General features: G+C 64.1%; 25 protein-coding genes. 8 read left to right on the forward strand and 17 right to left on the reverse strand.

From position 1 onward, the window contains the following. The 4 genes from GUY37_RS11230 to GUY37_RS11245 are packed head-to-tail and all read right to left on the reverse strand — an operon-like array spanning position 1 to position 3,343. Positions 1-840, reverse strand: a complete 840-nt coding sequence (locus GUY37_RS11230) for an energy-coupling factor transporter transmembrane component T family protein (RefSeq protein ID WP_166825594.1) — start codon at positions 838-840, stop codon at positions 1-3. Beyond that, positions 837-1,712, reverse strand: a complete 876-nt coding sequence (locus GUY37_RS11235; RefSeq protein ID WP_166825596.1) for a histidine kinase — start codon at positions 1,710-1,712, stop codon at positions 837-839. The genes GUY37_RS11230 and GUY37_RS11235 overlap by 4 nt, the downstream gene beginning before the upstream one ends. Beyond that, positions 1,709-2,842, reverse strand: a complete 1,134-nt coding sequence (locus GUY37_RS11240) for a nucleoside hydrolase (protein WP_166825599.1) — start codon at positions 2,840-2,842, stop codon at positions 1,709-1,711. The genes GUY37_RS11235 and GUY37_RS11240 overlap by 4 nt, the downstream gene beginning before the upstream one ends. Positions 2,843-2,869: 27 nt before the next feature. Next, positions 2,870-3,343, reverse strand: coding sequence for a DUF2695 domain-containing protein (locus GUY37_RS11245; protein WP_166825600.1), 474 nt, complete (start codon positions 3,341-3,343; stop codon positions 2,870-2,872). A gap of 119 nt (positions 3,344-3,462) precedes the next feature. Between GUY37_RS11245 and GUY37_RS11250 the strand changes: the two genes are divergently transcribed. Continuing rightward, on the forward strand, positions 3,463-4,368 hold the full coding sequence (locus GUY37_RS11250) for a carbohydrate kinase family protein (protein WP_166825602.1): 906 nt from the start codon (positions 3,463-3,465) through the stop codon (positions 4,366-4,368). Here the strand turns inward: GUY37_RS11250 and GUY37_RS11255 are convergent. Genes GUY37_RS11255 through GUY37_RS11265 form a run of 3 tightly spaced genes read right to left on the reverse strand, consistent with a single transcriptional unit; the run spans position 4,358 to position 5,742 of the window. After that, a complete protein-coding gene (locus GUY37_RS11255; protein ID WP_166825605.1) occupies positions 4,358-4,828 on the reverse strand; it encodes an SRPBCC domain-containing protein in 471 nt (156 codons plus the stop codon). The two genes, GUY37_RS11250 and GUY37_RS11255, sit on opposite strands and share 11 nt — an antisense overlap. Beyond that, positions 4,821-5,153, reverse strand: a complete 333-nt coding sequence (locus tag GUY37_RS11260; RefSeq protein ID WP_166825607.1) for a VOC family protein — start codon at positions 5,151-5,153, stop codon at positions 4,821-4,823. Before GUY37_RS11260 ends, GUY37_RS11255 begins: the two co-directional genes overlap by 8 nt. Before the next feature lie 49 nt (positions 5,154-5,202). Beyond that, a complete protein-coding gene (locus GUY37_RS11265) occupies positions 5,203-5,742 on the reverse strand; it encodes a winged helix-turn-helix transcriptional regulator (protein ID WP_166825610.1) in 540 nt (179 codons plus the stop codon). A gap of 97 nt (positions 5,743-5,839) precedes the next feature. On the opposite strand from GUY37_RS11265, the gene GUY37_RS11270 reads away from it, so the two are divergent. Continuing rightward, positions 5,840-6,478, forward strand: a complete 639-nt coding sequence (locus GUY37_RS11270) for a dihydrofolate reductase family protein (RefSeq protein WP_166825611.1) — start codon at positions 5,840-5,842, stop codon at positions 6,476-6,478. 111 nt (positions 6,479-6,589) lie between these two features. Here GUY37_RS11270 and GUY37_RS11275 read toward each other — a convergent pair whose 3' ends face one another. Continuing rightward, positions 6,590-7,276: an NAD(P)H-binding protein gene (locus tag GUY37_RS11275; protein WP_166825614.1), complete on the reverse strand. Its 687-nt coding sequence runs from the start codon at positions 7,274-7,276 to the stop codon at positions 6,590-6,592. A gap of 218 nt (positions 7,277-7,494) precedes the next feature. On the opposite strand from GUY37_RS11275, the gene GUY37_RS11280 reads away from it, so the two are divergent. From GUY37_RS11280 to GUY37_RS19355, 4 genes are all read left to right on the forward strand, one after another. Then, positions 7,495-8,100: a 1-acyl-sn-glycerol-3-phosphate acyltransferase gene (locus GUY37_RS11280; protein ID WP_166825616.1), complete on the forward strand. Its 606-nt coding sequence runs from the start codon at positions 7,495-7,497 to the stop codon at positions 8,098-8,100. Between the two features lies 1 nt (position 8,101). Beyond that, the gene (arfB, locus tag GUY37_RS11285; RefSeq protein WP_166825618.1) at positions 8,102-8,545 is read left to right on the forward strand and encodes an alternative ribosome rescue aminoacyl-tRNA hydrolase ArfB; all 444 of its coding nucleotides are present in this window, start codon (positions 8,102-8,104) and stop codon (positions 8,543-8,545) included. Positions 8,546-8,590: 45 nt separating this feature from the next. Next, entirely contained in the window at positions 8,591-9,085 is a 495-nt protein-coding gene (locus GUY37_RS11290) for a mycothiol transferase (RefSeq protein ID WP_166825621.1), read from the forward strand. An 87-nt stretch (positions 9,086-9,172) separates the two neighbouring features. After that, complete coding sequence (locus GUY37_RS19355) at positions 9,173-9,298, forward strand: hypothetical protein (protein WP_266096633.1); 126 nt, start codon at positions 9,173-9,175, stop codon at positions 9,296-9,298. Between the two features lie 221 nt (positions 9,299-9,519). Here the strand turns inward: GUY37_RS19355 and GUY37_RS11295 are convergent, their stop codons facing one another. The 5 genes from GUY37_RS11295 to GUY37_RS11315 form a co-directional block, all read right to left on the reverse strand. Further along, complete coding sequence (locus GUY37_RS11295) at positions 9,520-10,080, reverse strand: GNAT family N-acetyltransferase (protein ID WP_166825623.1); 561 nt, start codon at positions 10,078-10,080, stop codon at positions 9,520-9,522. A 34-nt stretch (positions 10,081-10,114) separates the two neighbouring features. Continuing rightward, positions 10,115-11,056 (reverse strand): alpha/beta fold hydrolase, encoded by a 942-nt coding sequence (locus tag GUY37_RS11300; protein ID WP_166825625.1) that lies wholly within the window; start codon positions 11,054-11,056, stop codon positions 10,115-10,117. 533 nt (positions 11,057-11,589) lie between these two features. After that, positions 11,590-12,030 (reverse strand): YtoQ family protein, encoded by a 441-nt coding sequence (locus GUY37_RS11305; protein WP_166825628.1) that lies wholly within the window; start codon positions 12,028-12,030, stop codon positions 11,590-11,592. Positions 12,031-12,181: 151 nt separating this feature from the next. Next, the gene (locus tag GUY37_RS11310) at positions 12,182-13,411 is read right to left on the reverse strand and encodes an alpha/beta hydrolase fold domain-containing protein (RefSeq protein WP_166825630.1); all 1,230 of its coding nucleotides are present in this window, start codon (positions 13,409-13,411) and stop codon (positions 12,182-12,184) included. A 201-nt stretch (positions 13,412-13,612) separates the two neighbouring features. After that, a complete protein-coding gene (locus tag GUY37_RS11315; protein WP_166825633.1) occupies positions 13,613-14,245 on the reverse strand; it encodes a TetR/AcrR family transcriptional regulator in 633 nt (210 codons plus the stop codon). Positions 14,246-14,374: 129 nt separating this feature from the next. Here GUY37_RS11315 and GUY37_RS11320 point away from each other — a divergent pair, with 129 nt between their 5' ends. Beyond that, positions 14,375-15,229, forward strand: a complete 855-nt coding sequence (locus GUY37_RS11320) for an SDR family oxidoreductase (RefSeq protein ID WP_166825635.1) — start codon at positions 14,375-14,377, stop codon at positions 15,227-15,229. Positions 15,230-15,380: 151 nt separating this feature from the next. Here the strand turns inward: GUY37_RS11320 and GUY37_RS11325 are convergent, their stop codons facing one another. From GUY37_RS11325 to ychF, 4 genes are read right to left on the reverse strand one after another with little or no spacing between them, the layout of a single operon-like run. After that, the gene (locus tag GUY37_RS11325; RefSeq protein ID WP_166825638.1) at positions 15,381-15,998 is read right to left on the reverse strand and encodes an HAD family hydrolase; all 618 of its coding nucleotides are present in this window, start codon (positions 15,996-15,998) and stop codon (positions 15,381-15,383) included. 11 nt (positions 15,999-16,009) lie between these two features. Continuing rightward, on the reverse strand, positions 16,010-16,312 hold the full coding sequence (locus GUY37_RS11330) for a HigA family addiction module antitoxin (RefSeq protein ID WP_166825640.1): 303 nt from the start codon (positions 16,310-16,312) through the stop codon (positions 16,010-16,012). After that, complete coding sequence (locus tag GUY37_RS11335) at positions 16,299-16,580, reverse strand: type II toxin-antitoxin system RelE/ParE family toxin (RefSeq protein ID WP_166825643.1); 282 nt, start codon at positions 16,578-16,580, stop codon at positions 16,299-16,301. The genes GUY37_RS11330 and GUY37_RS11335 overlap by 14 nt, the downstream gene beginning before the upstream one ends. A gap of 33 nt (positions 16,581-16,613) precedes the next feature. Further along, the gene (ychF, locus tag GUY37_RS11340) at positions 16,614-17,699 is read right to left on the reverse strand and encodes a redox-regulated ATPase YchF (protein WP_166825646.1); all 1,086 of its coding nucleotides are present in this window, start codon (positions 17,697-17,699) and stop codon (positions 16,614-16,616) included. 72 nt (positions 17,700-17,771) lie between these two features. Here ychF and GUY37_RS11345 point away from each other — a divergent pair, with 72 nt between their 5' ends. Beyond that, positions 17,772-18,968 (forward strand): DNA recombination protein RmuC, encoded by a 1,197-nt coding sequence (locus GUY37_RS11345; RefSeq protein ID WP_166825649.1) that lies wholly within the window; start codon positions 17,772-17,774, stop codon positions 18,966-18,968. Positions 18,969-19,006 lie beyond the last annotated feature (38 nt).

Genomic DNA, 19,006 nt, shown 5'->3' on the forward strand with positions numbered 1-19,006 from the left:
TCAGGCACCGCCGATCAGGTCTGCTGCACCCGGCAGAGGCAGGACTCCTGCCACCGAGGCGGCGATGAGTCCGAGGGCCGCGCACGGAGTCAGGATCCGGAGGAGTCTCTGTCCTGTCCCGTCCGTGTGATCCTGGAGTGCAACTGTGGTCGAGCTCGAATCGAGGCCGCTCGCTTCGAGCACGTCGTGACGCTGATCGGCGGTCAGGAGGATCGCGGTGACGAGTTCGACGACGATTCCCGGCAGCAATCGGATCCGCACTCGCCAGGAGTCGGTGGCCCAGCCTCGGGCTCGTCTCGCCTCAAGGATGTGTCGGGTGCGTGCGCCGATGAGCGGGATGAGTCCGCTGGCAGAGGCACACACATAGGCGACGCCCGAGGGCAGACGGAGTCGGCGCAGCCCGTCGAAGAGGCGGGCGGAATCGGCACCGAGTCCGAACAGCGCGCACATTCCGATCAAGCTGCTCACACGCAGCCAGATCTGGACGGCGATGCTCAGTCCTTCGACACTGAGACGGGCCGGTCCAGCCTGCCAGAGCACGTGCACCTCGGCGCCGGGGTAGAACAGTCCCTGCACGACGGTGAGTACGGCCAGAGTGGGCAGGCACAGGAGGCCCACGGTCATCGACCATGTCCGCAGCCGGACGACAGGTGATGACGCCACGGTCACGATCGTGCCGACAAGGATGATGACCGGCACGATCGGAGAGGGGATTCCGAAGACCAGCAGCAGGCTGCAGGCGAGGATGACCAGCTCGGTGGCCGGATGCAGACGACGCCTCAGGCGGAGTGCCCCAGCGGTGTCGGCGGCAGTGTGCCTGACGGGTGTCGCGGGGCTCATTCCGTCGGCTGTGCCGATTCGACCGGTTGCACTGGCCCGGAGCCGCGAGTCGTCGAACGCGGCCGACTGTGAGCGGCGAATTCGTAGCGGCCGATGATGCGTTTGGGCAGCGAGCGGATGACGACGTAGGCCAGGGCGAAGATGAGCGCCTTGTCGACGATGTCGGAGACCATGCTCTGGGCGAACGTGGCGTTGAACATCTCGAGGCCCGCGGCTTGGAGGATCGCAACGACTCCCCCGGTTCCGGCTCCCAGACCGCCGCCGAAGACGTAGGCGGCGACGGGCGCTCCGATGGCACCGGCTGGAACACCGGCGACGGCACCGATGATGATCGCGGTCCAGGGTGTGCGGAAGACTCCGAGACGTGCGGCCCAGCCGGCGGCGGCTCCGATGAACGCCGCCCCGGAACTGAACGCGATGACGCTGGGGCTCAGGGTCACGCCCCAGATGAGATTCGAGATGATGCCGGTGAAGGCTCCTGCGGCGGGGCCTGCCAGGACGCCGATGAGCACGGTGCCGATGGAGTCGAGGTAGAGCGGGACGGGGGTGTAGTTGCCGATGACCTGCCCGATGACGATGTTGAGGGCGATGGCGACCGGGATAAGCGCGAGAACGCTGCGCGGAATGAGCGGGAGGGTGCCCGCTGCGAGCAGGATGCCCCCGCCCAGATAGCCGAGCATGACCCACAAGGTAGTGTGTCCGAGGTCGACGCCGAGGTTGGCCGGTTGGGTCAGCAGCACGGCGAGGTAGGTGCCGATGATGACGAGGGTGCCGAGCAGCGTGAGGGTGAGGGGAAGAGCGCGATTGCGGTTTTGTCCGGGACCGACCGTGGTGGTCGGCCCCTGCCCAGACTGTCTGGAGTGGGTGGTCATGCGGGTGGTCCTTTCATCAGGGTGGCGCTGAGGTGGTCGAGGAATGCGGGGGCGTCGATGGTGCGGATGATCTCTGCGTTCACGGGTCTGCCCCACCGGCCCAACCAGTCGGCGACGGTTTCGCCTCGTGTGAGTGTACCCGTGAGTTCGACATCGACAGGCGCCCACAGCGTCGTGGCCCACGGCAGCACACCCTCGGCGCCTCTCCCCAGCACCGAGGCGGCCGCCGGCTGGGCATTCGTGTTCGACCCCTCGGACTGTGCGCCGTTCGCAGGAATGGTGTTCTGTCGCGCCCAGGTCAGAGCACAGGCGAGAACGAAGGGATCGTGGATGTGGGCGAGATAACCCAGGCCGTCGGATTCGTGGAATTCGAAATAGAACCGCAGCGCCTCGGACAGTTGAGCCGCCATCTCCTGCCACGTCTGACCGGCGGCAGCGGCTCCGTCGCGGATGCGGGCGAGGCGATCGGGAGTCATTTCGACGGCTTCGGTAGCTTCGATCGGGGCGATGACCGGCAGATGGGCCACCTGCCCACGTTCATGGACCGCGTCGAAGGCCGCGAGCACTCGGGCAGTCGACTCCGGATCGAAGGTGACATTCCATTCCGTCGTCGGGTGGGTGTTACCCCGGTAGTTGAACGCTCCGCCCATGATGAAGAGACGTTTGAACAGACGCGGCAGGGCCGGGTCGATATCGAGTGCCAGGGCGAGGTTGGTGGACGGACCGATGACGACGCCGAGGAGCTGTCCGGGATGGGTGTGTGCTGCATCGACCCACGCCTGTGCGGCCGATACCGAACTGATCGGGGCCGTCGGAGCCGGCAGCCGGGCATACCCTCGTCCGGTGTCGCCATGGGTGAGGTCGGCGTATTCCAGCGATTCGTCCGCTGCCGCCGGCTGAGTCTGTCGTGCCAGCGGAAGGCGGTGGCCGGCATGGACGGGGAAGTCGTTGCGCCCGGCCAGTGATAACCATCCGCGGGTGTTCTCGACGACCTGTGCGGTGGCGACATTGCCCCCTGAGGCGGCGATGCCGACGACATCGACGTCGTCCTGGCAACACAGGTAGGCGAGGGCAAGCGCATCGTCGATCCCGGGATCGCAGTCGAGGAACAGCGGCAGAGTGGAAGACATGGTCCTATTCTGCCGGACACGGGTGTCTCACCAACCTGGGACGCGTTCCCAGTTTCCGCAGGGCTGCGTCGATCCGCGTCTGACGATCTTGCAGCACAAGTACTTCGTCTCCGTGGCATCGATCAGATCTCGGCCGCGTTCCTCGTCGAGGTTCTGGAGTTCGTCTGCGGCGACCAACCTGATCGGGGTGCCGAGCGCTTCGGCGAAGGGGCCGGGTTCGGTGATCCACGGGTTCGGCGAGAATCTGTATGCGTTGCCGAGGATCTCGCCATCACAGCAGCACGCGCCCATGCTTCTGAGTCTGTCGAACAGAGCGGTTGCGCGTGGAGCCGTCTGGTCTCGGAACGTGCGTGCGAAACGGTGTGTGCCGTTGCAGCCGAATTCGCTGAGTTGGCGGAAGACGTAGCAGACCAGGCATTCGCCGGGGCGCGGTGTGAGGATACGAGCCGAAGCTCCATCGATGATCGTTCTGACGTCGGTGTCAACGGTGTTCTTGTCCATGACCGCACACTCCCAGACGGCACTGACACGAAATGGTGTCGATTCAGTGCGTTCAACGATTTCCGTCCTATTACCGCAGGTCACGGCCGCAGAGAGTCTTTCACCTTAGAATCGTGCCCATGAGCATTCTCGTCATCGGTGAGGCCCTCATCGATATCGTCAGCACGCCCGGCACCCCTGACCGCTATGCACCGGGTGGGGCCCCGGCCAATGTCGCTCTCGGCTTGGGCCGCCTCGGCGACCCGGTCGAGTTCCTCACCGATGTCGGTGATGACTTCCACGGCGGATTCATCCTCGCCCATCTGCGGGAGTCCCGGGTCGCCGTGCACGTTTCACCGCGCGGTGCCACGTCCACGGCGCTGGCCCGCCTCGCCGAGGACGGATCCGCCGAGTACGAGTTCCGGCTGCGGTGGGACCCGGATTCGGCGCTGCTTGATGACAGCGCCCGTTCCGGTCTGCATTTCGGGTCGATTGCGGCGTTCCTCGAACCGGGTTCGGCCGTGATCGATCGGCTCCTCGACGCTGTCGAAGGGCAGTCAGAATCGCAGACGCCCGGGCCCGTCATCTCGTTCGACCCGAACATCCGGCCGTCGATCATCGGTTCCCGGGAGGAGGTTCTGCCACGGTTCGAGGCTCTCGCTCGGCGGGTCGACGTCCTCAAACTCAGCGATGTCGATGCCGATTGGCTCTACCCCGATCTCACTGAAGCAGCTCAGCTCGACCACCTGCTCGGTCTTGGTCCGGATCTGGCGGTGCTGACCCGCGGAGGGGACGGCGCGATCCTGGCGACCGCCTCGGCGCGGGTGGATGTGGCTTCGGCTCGGGTCGAAGTCGCGGATACGATCGGGGCCGGTGACACGTTCATGGTCTCTCTCATCCATGATCTGCAGGCGCAGACGAGAGCACTTTCCCACCTCGACACAGCCGGGTTGAAAGCATTGGGCGAACGGGCAGCCGATCTGGCAGGGATCACCGTCGGTCGCACCGGCGCTGACCTTCCCTGGGCCGCGGATCTCAAGAGCTGAGGAATTCCCCGAGCTGTCGCAGGCAGATCTCATGGCCGTTGCGGTGGCCGTCGACCATTGTCTGACCGACGAAGGACACGACCTGGTCGACGAGGTCCACTCGGGCGCCTGTCGAGGTGGCGGTGAGGGTCCAGGTGATGATGGCAGTCGAGAGGATCTCACCGTCTCTGGTGAGAGTTTCGGTGGTCACGATGAAACGCTCCGGTTCGAGAGCGCAGTACTGCCCAGTGGCTTCGAACTCCAGTGCTCCCGGCGACCCGCAACGGGTGCGGATCGATCCGCCGAGGCGGTATTCGTCGACGTCGCAGACCATCTCCTCGCCGTCGGGGACGCCCCACTGGACGCGCTGACCGGTGTCGGCGATGGCATTCCACACCGCGGAGATCGGATGATCGATATCGGCGCTGAGGCTGATCGTCGCTGTCAGGGGTGCACCCTGATCTTCTGCGGGCTCATTCACCGACGAACACCACCTGGTTTCCGTCCGGATCGGTGATCGGGAGGATGCGTCGTCCGCCCCCTGGTGAGGGTTCGTCGTGGTCGATTCCGGCCGAACGCAGCCGTCGGTCCACTGCGTCGAGGTCGTCCACGTCGATGACGATGGTCGAGCCGCCTGCCCGCTGCGGGTCCTCCCAGATCTGAATGCCGAACTTCTCGTCGAATCGCCATTCGACGAGACCCGCCATCGGCCGGGCATCCGGCTGCCTTTCGAAGAGTCGGGAATACCATTCGGTCGCAGACTTCTCGTTGCGGATGCCGATGTTTGCCATGAGTCCGTTGAACATGATCGCTCCTTCGAGATCAGTGTTGCGAATAAGTGATTGCAGTATGCAATCACTTATTCCATGGAACCACACCTGCCGCGAGCGGACAAGGCCGCTGTCGACGTGACTGCGCCTCTGCCTCGAAGGCCGCCTGCAACCGCTCGGAGGCGCGCGGCGCTTCCGAGGCGGGGCGCGGGATGCCGAGGTGGCTCTCTCTCAGCTCGTCCATGAGATCGGCGACGAGCTGAGGGTCGTCAGCCATGAGTCGGGATCGGATCGTCAGTTCGGCAGAGGTCTCCCGGTGGGTCATCCCCCAGGCTCCGAGGGCGACCATGACCGGCAGGGTCTGGATGCCCGCCTCGGTGAGGGAGTATTCGGCCTTCTGACCGCGTACCGCTTCTGCCTTGGTCAGGAGCCCTTCGTCCACGAGCTTCTTCAGTCTGCTGGCGAGCATATTCGACGCGATGCCCTCGTCGTTGAGGGTGAGCAGCTCACGGAAGTGCCGCCTGCTGCCGAAGATGATGTCGCGCAGGACGATGAGCGACCAGTTGTCCCCGAGGACTTCGACGGCGGCGTTGATGGCGCAGCCCGAACGCGGCCGATCCGACATTGGTCCACCTCCGGTGATTGCATTCTGAAACTACTCGATTCTACACTGGGCGCACGTCCCTGCACCGATACCCCCTCCCAGTCACAATGGAGTGCTCATGGTCAAAGCGTGTGTCAACTGTCTCTTCGTCTCCCTCGATGGTTTCGCGGCCGGCGAGTTCGTCACCGCCGATCAGCCGATCGGCGAGGCGCAGGCGCTGTTCTCCTACTTCGACGGTCGCGGCATCGAGGGCGTGGACAAGGTCGACGGCCCAGTGACTGCCGACCGGGCACTGTTCGCGTTATGGGGCCAGGGCAATGGTGCCGAAATCATGGGGCGGAGGAAATTCGGACCGCAGTCGGGGCCGTGGCCCGCTGACGGGTGGCGCGGATGGTGGGGTGAGGAGCCGCCGTTCAGAACGCCGTGTTTCGTCCTCACTCATCACCCGCGCGAGCCGATGGAGTTCGACAACGGCACGAGTTTCCACTTCATCGAGGCTTCACCGGAAGAGGCCCTCGCCGAGGCGGCAGCCGCCGCTGATGGTCACAATGTCCGCATCGGAGGAGGACCCTCGACGATCAGACAGTTCCTCTCTGCCGGTCTCGTCGACTTCATGCATATCGCTCTCGTCCCGGTCACCCTGGGGCGGGGAGTCTCGCTCTGGGAGGGCCTCGACGGACTGGAGCAGGAGTTCACGATCGAGAGCCTCACCACGGCCAGCGGTCTGACTCACCAGTTGTGGAACCGCCGGATCTGAGACTCTGCGGCAGTCACAAGACACATTCTCCGGTGACGCCGATGGCCTGCCGTCTCCGGTCGGAGACGACAGGCCATCGGGTTCCCTCAGGGTCTGGCGTGGATATTCAGGTCAGCTGATCGCCTCGGCGATGGGAGTCTGCCCGTCGTAGAAGTTCACGGTCTGTCGCACCGCTGCCGATTCGGCGATGACGTGCGTGATGACATCGGCGACGAGTTCGCGTGAGGTCACTCGCACATCGGATTCCGGGCGGGTGCCGTCGACGTCCCCGGCCCCATCGGCGATGAGGACCTTTCCGCCGGAGGGTTCGAGGGTCAGCCCGCCGGGTCCGAGGATCGTGAAGTCGAGCTCACTTGCCCGTAGGTGCTCATCTGCGCCGTTCTTGGCCTGCACGTAGGGGTAGAACGAGCTCTCCGGATCGACACGTTCGAGGTCGACGCTTGCGCCGGCGTAGGAGACCATGACGAAGCGCCTGACCCCCGCCTGACCGGCGGCATCGATGGAGCGCTTGGCGGCTTCGAGGTCGACAGCCTTGGTCCGCTCCGGATTGCCTCCTCCGGCTCCGGCGGAGAACACGACCGCCTGGGCTCCGCTGAACAAGTCGGCCAACGCCTCGGAGTCGGCTGTTTCGAGGTCGAGGACGACCGGGTTGGCCCGTGCGGCTTCGACCTCGGAGGACTGATCGGGATTGCGGATCACCGAATCGACGGCGAAGCCAGCGGCCGCGAGTTTGGGCGCTGCCAGGAGTGCGATCTTTCCATGGCCGCCGAGAATGACGACACGTGCTGAATCAGACATATCTACCTCCGTTGTCGGTGATGTTCGGTGCCCGGTACAGCGAAGCGTGAGCCGTGATTATTCCCTGCCGGGTATTCTGATGGCCACGGCCGGCGACTTCTTCCCATGCGCCGTCGGGTCGGCTCTGCCCGGTACCGGCGGCCGCCCATGCGCGGTTCACACCCCGCACTCATCGACGCCGGTAGGCCCACACATGCGGGTGCTCTACCGTTGAGATCATGATCCGACGCCTCCTCGCTCACGCATTCTGGACGTTCAGCAGGTGGAAGCTCGTCACCGAGCCCGCCCCACAGCGCCCGACCGTCCTCCTCGGCGCCCCGCATACATCCAATTGGGATTTCGCAGTCATGCTCGCCATCGCCTGGCGATTGGGAGTGAAGGTGCATTGGCTGGGCAAACATTCTCTGTTCACCGGCTGGCGGGGCCCGATCATGCGCGGCCTCGGAGGGATCCCCGTCGATCGATCCGACCCCAGCACAATCGTCACCGAGGTGGTCGAGCGCGTCCGTGCCGGCGAGGTCTTCGGACTCGTCGTCACCCCCGACGGCACCCGCGGCGGGCACACGCATTGGAAATCCGGCTTCCACCGCATCGCCCGCCAGACCGGCATGCCCGTGACCCTGGGATATCTGGATTCGGCCACACACACCACCGGGCTGGGCCCGACCCTGGACATGACCGATGACCTGATCCATGACATGGATCGGATCCGCGCGTTCTATGCCGACAAGCACGGCATCCGTGCGCACCTGCAGATCACACCGAAGCTGCGCGAAGAAGACGCCGCCGGTGACGATCGCGAAGGCGAACCGGAGTCGAACTGAGATGGATGGTGATGTGCGGGTGCCGTCCGGACCCGGGATCCCGACCGGGCTCGTCATCCCCGCGGCCGAGCTGACAGAACAGTTCTCCCGCTCTTCGGGTCCCGGTGGACAACATGTCAACACCGCTGATTCGCGGGTGCAGCTGAGCCTCGATCTGGCCGTTGCGTCGTTCCTCACCGAGGCTCAGCGCGAGCGGGTGCTCAGCCGATCGGCACCTCGACTGTCGGGCACCGTGATCACCGTGACCTCGGAGAAGCATCGGTCGCAGCTGAAGAATCGCCAGGAGGCACGGATGCGTCTGGCGCAGCTGCTGCGCGAGGCGCTGGCTCCGCCGGTGCACAGGCGAGCAACGAAGCCGTCCAAGAATTCGCGGCGCCGACGAGTGAGGGGCGAACAGCGTCGATCGGAGATCAAACGCAACCGTCGCAGGCCCCGTCTCGACTGAGGCCCACTGGTGACAGGAACGGTCTCGAAGAGCACAATGGGCGACATGAACAGCATTGAGTTTCTCACCGACCTGTCCCAACGTCCCCTCCAGGCGGCGCAGGCGCTGCCCGACCTCTCCCCCGAAGAACTCAACCGCCACCTCGGCGGTCATCCGAATTCGATCGCCTGGCTGCTGTGGCACAGCGGCCGCGAGATCGATGCTCAGCTCTCCGACCTCACCGGCCGTCCCCAGCTGTGGGAGGATTTCCGGGGCCGCTTCGGCCTCGGCGAGATCGGGGACTCCTTCGGGCTCGGGCACACCCCGGAACAGGCTGCGCAGATCCGGGTGGAGGATCAGCAGCTGCTTGTCGACTATCTCGGCGCCACACTGAATGCATTCACCGACTACGTGGGGACGCTGTCCGAGGATGATTTCGATGAGGTCATCGACGAGAACTGGACTCCCGCGGTCACTCGCGGCGTCCGCATGGTCTCGATCATCGACGACGCCATCCAGCATGTCGCACAGGCGGCCTTCATCGCCGGCGCACCGGCCTGAGGTAATCCCTGACCTCGCCGAGGCTCCCATGTCCCGTAGGACAGATGCCGCGCCGAGCGTCATCCCGGTGCCGAAACCGTATCCGCGGTGCTCACTGTGCACACCGAGGGGTTCGATGATGCCCGTCCTCGACGGGAGGAGATCGGACAGAACGGTCTCGAGATCGGTCACGACCGCCTCGGCGACAATCTCATCCTCGGCATGACCCGGTGAGATGGCCACGCGGATGAGTCCGGATACGTCGAGGAATCCGACGGCCACAGGCTCACCATCGTGCGTCCATACCCGCAGCGCCGAGGCGAGCGCATTGGCCCCGAAGCGCTGATACCAACCGAGGTCCCCGGGATGGACCTGGACGGGCAGGCCTTCGCGTTGCCAGGACGCAACCGTATCGATGATCCCGGGCAGATCGTCGACGGACGGGATGTGCATGGTCATTCTCGTGTCCTCATCTCTGCATGCCAGATGACTTCACCGTCGTCGATCTCGTCGGTCTGTTGCAGTCCGAGCCGCTCAGCGACTCGGTTCGAGGCGGTATTGTCCGGATGGATTGCGGCCCGCAGCTCGGTCACGTGGCGATCCGCCAGCCAGGCAATCATGGCACGAGCCGCCTCGGTGGCGAATCCTTGCCGTTGGTGGTCGGCGCCGATGACCCAAGCGATGTCTGCCTGGTTCCGAGCATCGGCCCTCGTGACTGTGGCTTGAACGTATCCGACGGCGATGGAGCGGGTTGCGTCACGGATGATCCAGTTCAGCCAGCCGGCCTCACCGTCGGGTGAGGCGCCCACTGACTGCAGGGCGTAGAGGCGTTCGAGTTCGGACACGCTCGGGCTCGTCCCGCCGATGTGGGTGAACAGGTCGGGCGAGGAGGACAGCGTCTCCGCCATCTCCGCCGCATGGCGCACCGCCAGTGGCTCAAGCAGGAGCCGGTCGGTGACGATGAGTGTCTGTTGCGGCCAGCTCGTATTGGAACTCGAACCCTCTGCTGTGTTCATGAACTCTTCTCTCAGCCGTTTGGGCGACCCGTGATCAGACGATGAAGCGGGCGGCGAAATCGACGATCTCTGCTTCCGCCTCGGCGCGGGATGTCGGTTCGTTGTGGACTTCATGCCGGACTCCGGTGAAGACGCGCGTGCGCACGTCTTCGTGTCCGGCCTCGCGAAGACGATTGGCGACATGGTACGCACCTTCGCCGTAGTTCGCGACAGGGTCCTGGTCACCGGCGAGGATGAGCACCGGCAGGGTGCCTGGAATCGTCGGATACCAGGAATCGGCATTGGCTTCGTCGTAGAGGTCGACGAAACCCTGCAGGAATCGCGCACTCATCGGAGCTCCGAAATTGTTGAACGGATCTCGGCCGTGATCAGCGACGACCGCCTCGTCGAGAGCGACCCACGCGGTTGGTCCGGCGTCGGGACCACAGCGGTCGAGGAACCCGTTGAAGAACTGATCGACGAGGTGGCCCGCCGCGGGATCCGCACGCTGGTCGCCGGCGGCCGCCTCGGCGAGGTCCTTTCGATCGATGACCTCTTCGATCCCGTGCCACTGCGCGGCGATTCCGCAGAGGGCGAGCCCTGCGAGGTCGCTCGTCGGATCGGAGGCCATGGCGCGGGCGATCAGCGATCCCCAACTGTGGCCGAACACGATGTAAGGCAGTCCGGGCAGGACTTCGCGAACTTTCGCCTGCAGGGTCAGTTCGTCGTCGACGATGACACGGGCCGCATCATCCCCGGCATCGGCCCAGATCCCGGACTCCATGGCCGTACGTCCATGCCCCGCATGATCGTCGGCGGCGACAGCGAAACCGGCATCGGTCAAGGCATTGATGAGGTGGAGGTAGCGACGGGAATGCTCACCGAGCCCGTGGATGATCTGAACGATCCCCGTCGGTTCCGCAGTGGGCGTGTAGAGCCAACTCTGAATGGTGTCGCGGTCATTGCTCGAGAGGAAGGTGATTTCATGCAGGGCCAAGGCCGGACTCCTTTGTCAGTGCCGTTGTCGGCACCTCGGTTCGGATGCAGTTCGAACAATCGCTGAGATGCAGATACTGTACCGCAGGCATCAGGCTTCGACCCCGTGCAGACGCGCATGCAGCTCCCGCTCTTGACTGCTCAGTTGCGGGTCAGGACCGACGACATCGATTCCGGGGGCCACCTCCTGCACCGCCAGAGGCAGCACAGGACCGGGGGCCAGGCCCCATTCTTTGTGTCAGGAGCTCAGCTGCTGACTGCTGCTGGCGTAGACGATGCGGCCGAAGCCACCCAGACGTGCGGGGCAGAGCACATCGGACAATGCTCGGCGGAGGTGTAGACAACCGATTCCGCCCGCTGTTCAGGGGTGAGATCTTCGGCTGCCCAGCGGGCGATTTCGAATTCCGGGTGACGGGTGTGGTCACCACCAGCCACCCGGTTGCGATCGGCGAAGATGCCGTGAAATGAAGAGCAGCCGCGCATCAAATGTGCCCCGGTGCCGACACCGGTCAGGTGGTCGACGCCGTGACGAGTTCAGTCCCGAAGGACGTATTGCAGGGTCTCGACGACCTGATCGGTCGTCTGGCACCAAGCCTTGGCTTCGGCGTCGACTTCCTTCAGCGGATGGACGATTTCGGCATCGTGCAGAGTCACATACGGGGTGCCCAGTGCTGCACAGTAGCCGGCATCGAAGGCGGCGTTCCACTGCTTGTACTTGTCACCGAAGCGCACGACGACCATATCGGCCTTCTCGATCAGGGTGCGGGTTCGGATCGCATTCACCTTCGCCGATTGGTGGTCGCGCCAGAATGAGCTGTCGTTCTCGCCGAGGTGGTCACCGGCGGCGTCGCTGGCGGGATGGTCGGTCACCGGCGCGGTGAACTCGATATCGAGCCCGGCCGCCTCGGCACCGCGCTTGATCTCTTCGCGCCAATCGGTGTGGATCTCACCGGAGAGGTAGACACTGAAGCTCATGATCGAAGACTCCTCATTCGAATATGGGTAGGACCGGAGTGCCCCTTTTGCCACCACCATAGCCAATTGGTGATCATCAATTCTGTCCTGCAGCTTCCGGCGCACCTCGGAAGCGCCTTCCGTGTTGCCGGTGAGGGGCGGAAGGCAGGCGTCAGCGAAGTCGTTCGGACAGGTATGCCTCTGCGATGCTCAGATGACCTTGGCTGCCGAGTGAGTTCTTCGATTTCTGCGTGTAGGCATGGTTGGCGAGTGGAATACGCACGGTCTCGACGTCGACTCCACGGCTTCGGGCCGCTTCAGCCCATGCCAACTGGTCAGCCGGGGTGATGACGTCATCGCGCATCGCAGTCATCATGAGCATCGGTGGCGCGGGAGCTTCGAGATGCGTGACGGAATTCGCCGCTGCATATCGTTCCGGGTATTCCTCCGGTGTGCCACCCGTGTAGCTGGTAGCAAACAGTCGCGTGCCGGTTCCGGCACCAGGGCCGGTGGGAGCGTTCTCGTAGAGGCCGGTGACGTCGAATGCAGGGTAGTCCGCGATGACTGCTGCCGGAACCGGAACTTTCCCACCACATGACGAGTCGGCGGTGCCTTGCGCTGCGGCGCCGGCGGTGTTGGCGACCATGTTGCTGCCTGAGCTCTCGCCCCAGAACGCGAGGCGGTCCATATCCGCACCGAGCGCGTCTGCGTGGGTCTGGATCCAGCTTGCCGCACACGCGACCTGCGAGGGTGCGCTCTGCCAGGTCGCGTTGTCCATGGTGGCGAGTTCGTATTCGACCGACACGACCAGGTAGCCGTGATCAGCGAGTTCTCGAAGCTCGGAGCTCGAAGCGTCCGGCTCGCCCGCTATCCAGCCGCCCCCGTGAACGTACATGATCGTCGGTGCCGAGCCGTTCGAACCCTCCGGTTCGTAGATCGATACGGAAAGGTCGTCGCCGGATCCGGTCGTCTCGTACACTTCCTTCCGGTCGGGCCTCTCCGCGTCGATAGCGGACAGCCCGAACGTTGCAGTGAACAGGTTCACCGTGCCGCCGGCGGCGGAGATGGCGCCGACGAGGACGATGATGACCGCGACGTTCGCAGCCGTGCCGACACCGCCGAGCACTGTTGCGACTGCTCCGGTTCGGCGACAGCCCCTGCGCACAGCAGCGATTCCGAGCACAAGCACAATCAACCCCGCCAGCGCTGCCAGCGGCGCAACGGTGGGGGCCCATCGAGCCGCGATCGGACTGAGTGGGCCGAGCCCGGGAATGAGCGATGCGAGTCCGATGACCGCAGAGATCGCACCCAGCACGAGCGCAAGGATGAGACCGGTTGCCCAAACTGTCTTGGCAAGGCTCCACGGCCCCGTGAGCTGTGACGAACTCTTGCTGCCTGTCATCTTCGGTCCTCGACTTTCGATCGTTCGGGTCGGTAGTCCCCTGCAGCCGATCTCATCGTTGCGATCACATGCTGATGCCAGAGGTCACTCTAACGCAGGCTGACTCTCACGACCTTGCTGTTTCGTGTGCGGCCGAGGATAGGACGGTCGAGGTCTGCAGAGCACCCCTGCAACCAGAGCAGCCTCATCGAGCCCGCGGGACTAGGCGGACGCGCATGACGACGCGCAGATCCCACCGAGTACGAACGCGGTTCGGCGATCGTAGTCGGCCCGCGGCGGCCGACCGCCGTGTTTGAGGGCCAGAGCATTGTCTCGAGCAAGTGCTTGAAAGTCTTCAGGTGTGAATTCGGGAGCCAGTACACCGGCAGCGTGCCCCTGAGAGACAAGGCTGTCGTGGAAGGCCGTTCCGGCATGGCACAGGGCGAGTAACGGCTCGGAGTCGCGATACTCCTGCAGGAGAACATCATTGACGGCTGGAAGTCGATACTGCAGATCCCGAAGGGCATCGATGTACGAGCAGATCCGCTCTCTGATCTCGAGAATGGACCGCGCATCCTCGATGACAGTCCTCAGCTCCACAGCGACGACCTCGTCGATGACGGCATCGATCAGCCCAACTCTCCCGCCGAGCCGATTGAAGATAGTCGCCTTGCTCACCTCGGCGGCCACAGCGACCTCCTCGAGCGGCGCAGAGAACCCCCGATCACGAAAGATTTGAACCGCCGCACGCCGGATCCGGTCGACGTTTCGGCGAGCATCCGAGCGTAGAGGCGGCACACCATGAGAGTCGGACACGAAGAAGCTTCCTTCCGCATTGACGATTAACTTGATCATAGCAGTCAAGTTAGCGCAGGATGGGTTCATAATAAGTTGACCATATAAGTCAACTTCAAGCTTGGCACTTGCCCTGACGTGTGCACTGAGCACCACGTCAGCTCACAGTTCACACGAAAGGGATGTCAGATGATCATCGTCACCGGAGCGACAGGCACTCTCAACGGAGCCACGGTCGACCATCTTCTGAAGCGGATACCAGCACAGCAGATCGGCGTCAGCGTCCGCGACCCATCGCGTGCGACCCATCTGGCCGATCAGGGAGTCCGCGTCCGGCAGGGGAGCTATGACGATCCCGCGGCTCTGCGTCATTCGTTCGCTGAAGCCGAACAGGTTCTCCTGGTGTCCTCAAGCGACCTTGCTGCTGACGTCGTCGCCCAGCACCGCAGGGCGATTGATGCAGCCGTCGACGCGGGGGCTCAGCGGATCTTGTACACGAGCGCCCATGGGGCGGGCGCAGACACCCCTTACCCGCCGCTCGGAATCCACGCGGCCACCGAACAGCACCTGTCAGAATCGGGGGCAGCCTGGACCTCATTGCGCAACGGCTTCTACGGTGAACCGATCCAGCTGCTCGGCGCGTGGCAGGAAACCGGAGTGATAGCCATGCCCGCCGACGGACCTTTCTCCTGGGTCGATCGCCGCGACGCCGCGGAGGCCGCTGCTGCGATACTGACAGCGGATGAACCACATGAGGGCCCGATCGACCTGACGCTGCCCGAGCCTGTCACCCTCGCGGATTTCGCCGCTTCCGCGTCCGAGATCACTGGCCGCCGAATTGAGCGCGTCGTCGTGGACGACGAGACGTGGCTGGCCGACGCCCTCTCCAGCGGTGTGCCCGAGGAGGTCGCGCGTTTCACCTTGTCGATGTTCCAAGCTACGAGGAGCGGGCATTTCTCTGGTTCTGACTCCACGCTCACGCGTCTCCTGGGACGCAGCCCCCGCAGCATCACCGATCAGCTGAAGGATCTGGATATCAGGTGACGCAGTGGCAGTCCGCTCAACGTTGAACCGGAACTCCGCCGAGGTCCGCCACGGACCAACCTCTGAACCGACAGGCGCTCGTTGCATCTACGCCAGCGCCGCTTCGATCACTGCCGGCACCCCGGGGGCACCCATGCGCGGCAGCGCTCGATCAAGGATGCCTGCATCCCTGCAGCGATGGCACCTTCGACATCCTTATCGGGTCGTCACCGACGAACAGGCACCGACGAGATGCCACGTTCAGCGATTGTGCAAGTGTGTCGAAAGCCCGGGCGTCAGGCTTCTGCGCTCCGATCGCTTCTGAGATGCACACAACATCGAAGATCTCGGCGAGGCCGGTTGCCGATAACTTGCTGAGCTGCTGCTCTTCACTCCCGTTCGTGAGCAGCCCAAGGCGGTAGCCGCGGTCTCGAAGTGAGGACAGCACCTCGAGAACATCGGGGAACGGTCGCCAAGCACTTCGATACCCAGTTAAATACTGCTCGAAGAGGCCGTCAAGACCAGCTGGCGCATCGTCAAATTCGATGCCTAATGCAGTCAGGACGCTTCTGAGCCTCCGCCGTCGCTGGTCTTGGAAGCTGATTCGCCCCGCACGCCAATGCTCGAACTCTGCTTCCTCCGCCGCGAACCATAGATCCACGGCCTTCGCCGTCGGGTCGACTCCGAGACTGCCGAGAAAGAGGCGGACTCCATCGGTTGCGGACCTTCGATGATCGAACAACGTGCCGTCAAGATCAAACCCGACGGCCTTCACCGTGCCGAGGGACACCGTTCCAGCGTTCACGAGACCTGCAACGGGGCGATCGAAGCGATCTGCTCGCCCACCAGGTCCTCCGCACGATCGAGCTCGTAGTGGCTCTGGAGGTTGATCCAGAACTCCGCCGAGGTCCCGAAGTACTTCGCGAGGCGCAGCGCGGTATCCGCCGTGATGCCTCGCTTGCCGTGCACGATCTCGTTGATCCGACGCGGCGGCACCCCGATCGAGACGGCGAGCTTGTTCTGCGTGATGCCGAGGCCCTCGATGAAATCCTCCATGAGGACCTCACCCGGGTGGATCGGCTCGATCTTGTCAGTGGTAGTCAACGATCTGCACCTCCTCTGGTCCAGCGTCCGTCCACACGAAGCAGATCCGCCACTGGTCGTTGATCCTGATGCTGTGCTGCCCGACCCGATCACCTTTGAGAGCTTCGAGCCGATTGCCGGGCGGGACGCGGAGGTCCTCGAGGGACTCCGCGGACCCCACCTGACGAAGCCTGCGCAGTGCCACCCGATGGATCCTCGGATCGATCGAGCGCACGCGCTCACGACGCCACAGCCGTTCGGTCGCCCTGTCGCCGAACGACCTGATCACGGAGCCAGCATATAACGGGGCCCGTCAATAACGCTATACGTTAAACCGGAACTCCACCACGTCCCCGTCGATCATGATGTAGTCCTTGCCTTCCATCCGAACCTTGCCAGCGGACTTCGCGGCGGCCATCGTTCCGTTGGTGTCGAGGTCATCGAAGGACACGATCTCGGCCTTGATGAAGCCCTTCTGGAAGTCGGTATGGATGACTCCGGCCGCCTCGGGGGCGGTGGCTCCCTTCGGTATCGTCCACGCACGGGATTCCTTAGGCCCAGCCGTCAGGTAGGTCTGCAGGCCGAGGGTGTCGAAGCCGACACGGGCGAGCTGGTCGAGCCCGCTCTCCTCCTGACCGGTCGATTCGAGCATCTCCCGGGCCTCTTCCTCGTCGAGTTCGGCGAGTTCGGACTCGAACTTCGCGTCGAGGAAGATGGCCTCGACCGGTGCCACGAGGGCCCGCATCTCGTTCTTCTTGTCCTCATCGGCGAGCACCTCGTCGTCGACGTTGAACACGTAGAGGAAGGGCTTGACCGTCATCAGCTGCAGCTCGCGCAGGGCGCTGACGTCGAACCTGTCGGCTTGCATCGCCTGATAGAGCGTCCGTCCGCCTTCGAGGATCTCGGTGGCGGCATCGATCGCGGTCAGCTGTTCGGCTGGAGCGCGCTTGCCCTTGACTTCCTTCTCGATCCTCGGCCGCGCCTTCTCCAGTGTCTGCAGGTCCGCGAGGATGAGCTCGGTGTTGATCGTATCGATGTCATCGGCGGGGCTGATCTTGCCGTCGACGTGGACGACATCGTCATCGACGAATCCACGGATCACCTGGCAGATGGCATCGGCTTCGCGGATATTGGCGAGGAACTGGTTGCCCAGGCCCTCGCCTTCGGAGGCTCCGCGCACGATACCGGCGATGTCGACGAAGTCCACGGTGGCGTTGAGGATGCGTTCGGAGGAGAAGATCTCCGCCAGTCGCGTGAGCCGGGCGTCCGGCAGAGGGACCACGCCCACGTTCGGTTCGATCGTTGCGAACGGGTAGTTCGCCGCGAGAACTTGGTTCTTGGTCAGTGCGTTAAACATGGTCGACTTGCCGACGTTGGGCAGTCCCACGATTCCAATAGTCAAAGCCACGGTATCCAAGTCTAGCCATCGCCGAGGTGGTCCTCGAATTCTCGTGTCAGTGCGCTCTGTCACCCTGGAACCATGAATGCTTTCCCCGCCGCCGCAGTCATCATCGCCTTCATCGTGGCGATCGTCCTCGCCACCGTGCTCGGTTTCCTCCTCGGGCGTACTCTCACCCGGTCCCGTTACCTCGAGAGACTCACCCGCGCCGAGACCACTTCACGCATCTTGTCCCAACGCACGGAAGATCTCGAAGCCGATGCGCAGATGGCCGGTGAGATCACGGCGGCCATCGGGCCGTTGGCGGCGAGCGTGCAGAACCTGCAGGAGAACCTGCACGCTCAGGATCGCACTCAGATCGAACAGATCACTCGACTGAACTCCCAGATCGGGCACCTCAGCCAACAGAACCTCCGCCTCCAGGAATCCACCGGGTCACTGGCCAACGCGCTGAACTCGACGACGCACCGTGGAGACTGGGGCGAAGTCCAGCTCAAACGCATCGTCGAATATGCCGGTCTCCTCCCCCACGTCGACTTCGATACCCAGGTCAGTGCCGACCGGGACGGGAAGCGTCACCGTCCCGATATGGTCGTCCACCTGCCCGGCGGCGGCACGATCGTCATCGATGCGAAGACCCCGCTGTCGGCGCGGATGAACGGCGACTCCGCCGATGAGGCGGGCTCGGGCACCGATGGCCACGATCATGCCCGTGCCCTGCTGCGTCATGTCGATGCGCTGGCGTCGAAGGAGTATTGGAAGGCATTCGACTCCTCCCCTGACTTCGTCGTCTGCTTCGTCCCCACCGACGGTCTGCTCTCCGCAGCCGCGGCAAGCTACCCGAAGATGATCGATCATGCCCTGGGCAAGAACGTCGTCCTCGCCTCACCGGCGACGCTGCTGGTGCTGCTGAAGACCGTGGCGCTCAACTGGCGGCAGGCCGATATGTCCGCCTCGGCGGCCGAGGTGCTGCGTCTCGGCACGGAACTCTACGAACGCATCGGCACCCTGGTGACTCATGTGTCGCGGATGGGAGCCAGCCTGGACCGGTCCGTTGACGATTACAACCGGTTCGTCTCGTCCTTGGAGTCCCGGTTCCTCGTCACCGCCAGAAAGCTCCCGTCGACCGGGATCGTCGCCGACGAACTCGATGCCGTGGCCGAACTCGATACTCGCGCTCGGGGCATCAGCGCCGAGGAACTCAGTCGCCCGCGAGCCATGGGCTTCGATGATCGTGGTCCGACTCATCTGCGGGATCGGCAGACTGGGACGAGCTGAGTATCGACGGCGTTCGTCGACCCCGTCTAGTTGTTGCA

It is taken from the genome of Brevibacterium limosum (genome assembly GCF_011617705.1).
Lineage (GTDB): Bacteria > Actinomycetota > Actinomycetes > Actinomycetales > Brevibacteriaceae > Brevibacterium > Brevibacterium limosum.

Coding starts and splice junctions, on each gene's coding strand:
- GUY37_RS11305 (WP_166825628.1), bottom strand. CDS start 12,030: ATGAGCTTCAGTGTCTACCTCTCCGGTGAGATCCACACCGATTGGCGC.
- GUY37_RS11230 (WP_166825594.1), bottom strand. CDS start 840: ATGAGCCCCGCGACACCCGTCAGGCACACTGCCGCCGACACCGCTGGG.
- arfB (WP_166825618.1), top strand. CDS start 8,102: ATGGATGGTGATGTGCGGGTGCCGTCCGGACCCGGGATCCCGACCGGG.
- GUY37_RS11250 (WP_166825602.1), top strand. CDS start 3,463: ATGAGCATTCTCGTCATCGGTGAGGCCCTCATCGATATCGTCAGCACG.
- GUY37_RS11245 (WP_166825600.1), bottom strand. CDS start 3,343: ATGGACAAGAACACCGTTGACACCGACGTCAGAACGATCATCGATGGA.
- GUY37_RS11235 (WP_166825596.1), bottom strand. CDS start 1,712: ATGACCACCCACTCCAGACAGTCTGGGCAGGGGCCGACCACCACGGTC.
- GUY37_RS11290 (WP_166825621.1), top strand. CDS start 8,591: ATGAACAGCATTGAGTTTCTCACCGACCTGTCCCAACGTCCCCTCCAG.
- GUY37_RS11315 (WP_166825633.1), bottom strand. CDS start 14,245: ATGATCAAGTTAATCGTCAATGCGGAAGGAAGCTTCTTCGTGTCCGAC.
- GUY37_RS11310 (WP_166825630.1), bottom strand. CDS start 13,411: ATGACAGGCAGCAAGAGTTCGTCACAGCTCACGGGGCCGTGGAGCCTT.
- GUY37_RS11265 (WP_166825610.1), bottom strand. CDS start 5,742: ATGTCGGATCGGCCGCGTTCGGGCTGCGCCATCAACGCCGCCGTCGAA.
- GUY37_RS11320 (WP_166825635.1), top strand. CDS start 14,375: ATGATCATCGTCACCGGAGCGACAGGCACTCTCAACGGAGCCACGGTC.
- GUY37_RS11280 (WP_166825616.1), top strand. CDS start 7,495: ATGATCCGACGCCTCCTCGCTCACGCATTCTGGACGTTCAGCAGGTGG.
- GUY37_RS11240 (WP_166825599.1), bottom strand. CDS start 2,842: ATGTCTTCCACTCTGCCGCTGTTCCTCGACTGCGATCCCGGGATCGAC.
- GUY37_RS11345 (WP_166825649.1), top strand. CDS start 17,772: ATGAATGCTTTCCCCGCCGCCGCAGTCATCATCGCCTTCATCGTGGCG.
- GUY37_RS11275 (WP_166825614.1), bottom strand. CDS start 7,276: ATGTCTGATTCAGCACGTGTCGTCATTCTCGGCGGCCATGGAAAGATC.
- GUY37_RS11295 (WP_166825623.1), bottom strand. CDS start 10,080: ATGAACACAGCAGAGGGTTCGAGTTCCAATACGAGCTGGCCGCAACAG.
- GUY37_RS11270 (WP_166825611.1), top strand. CDS start 5,840: ATGGTCAAAGCGTGTGTCAACTGTCTCTTCGTCTCCCTCGATGGTTTC.
- GUY37_RS11260 (WP_166825607.1), bottom strand. CDS start 5,153: ATGTTCAACGGACTCATGGCAAACATCGGCATCCGCAACGAGAAGTCT.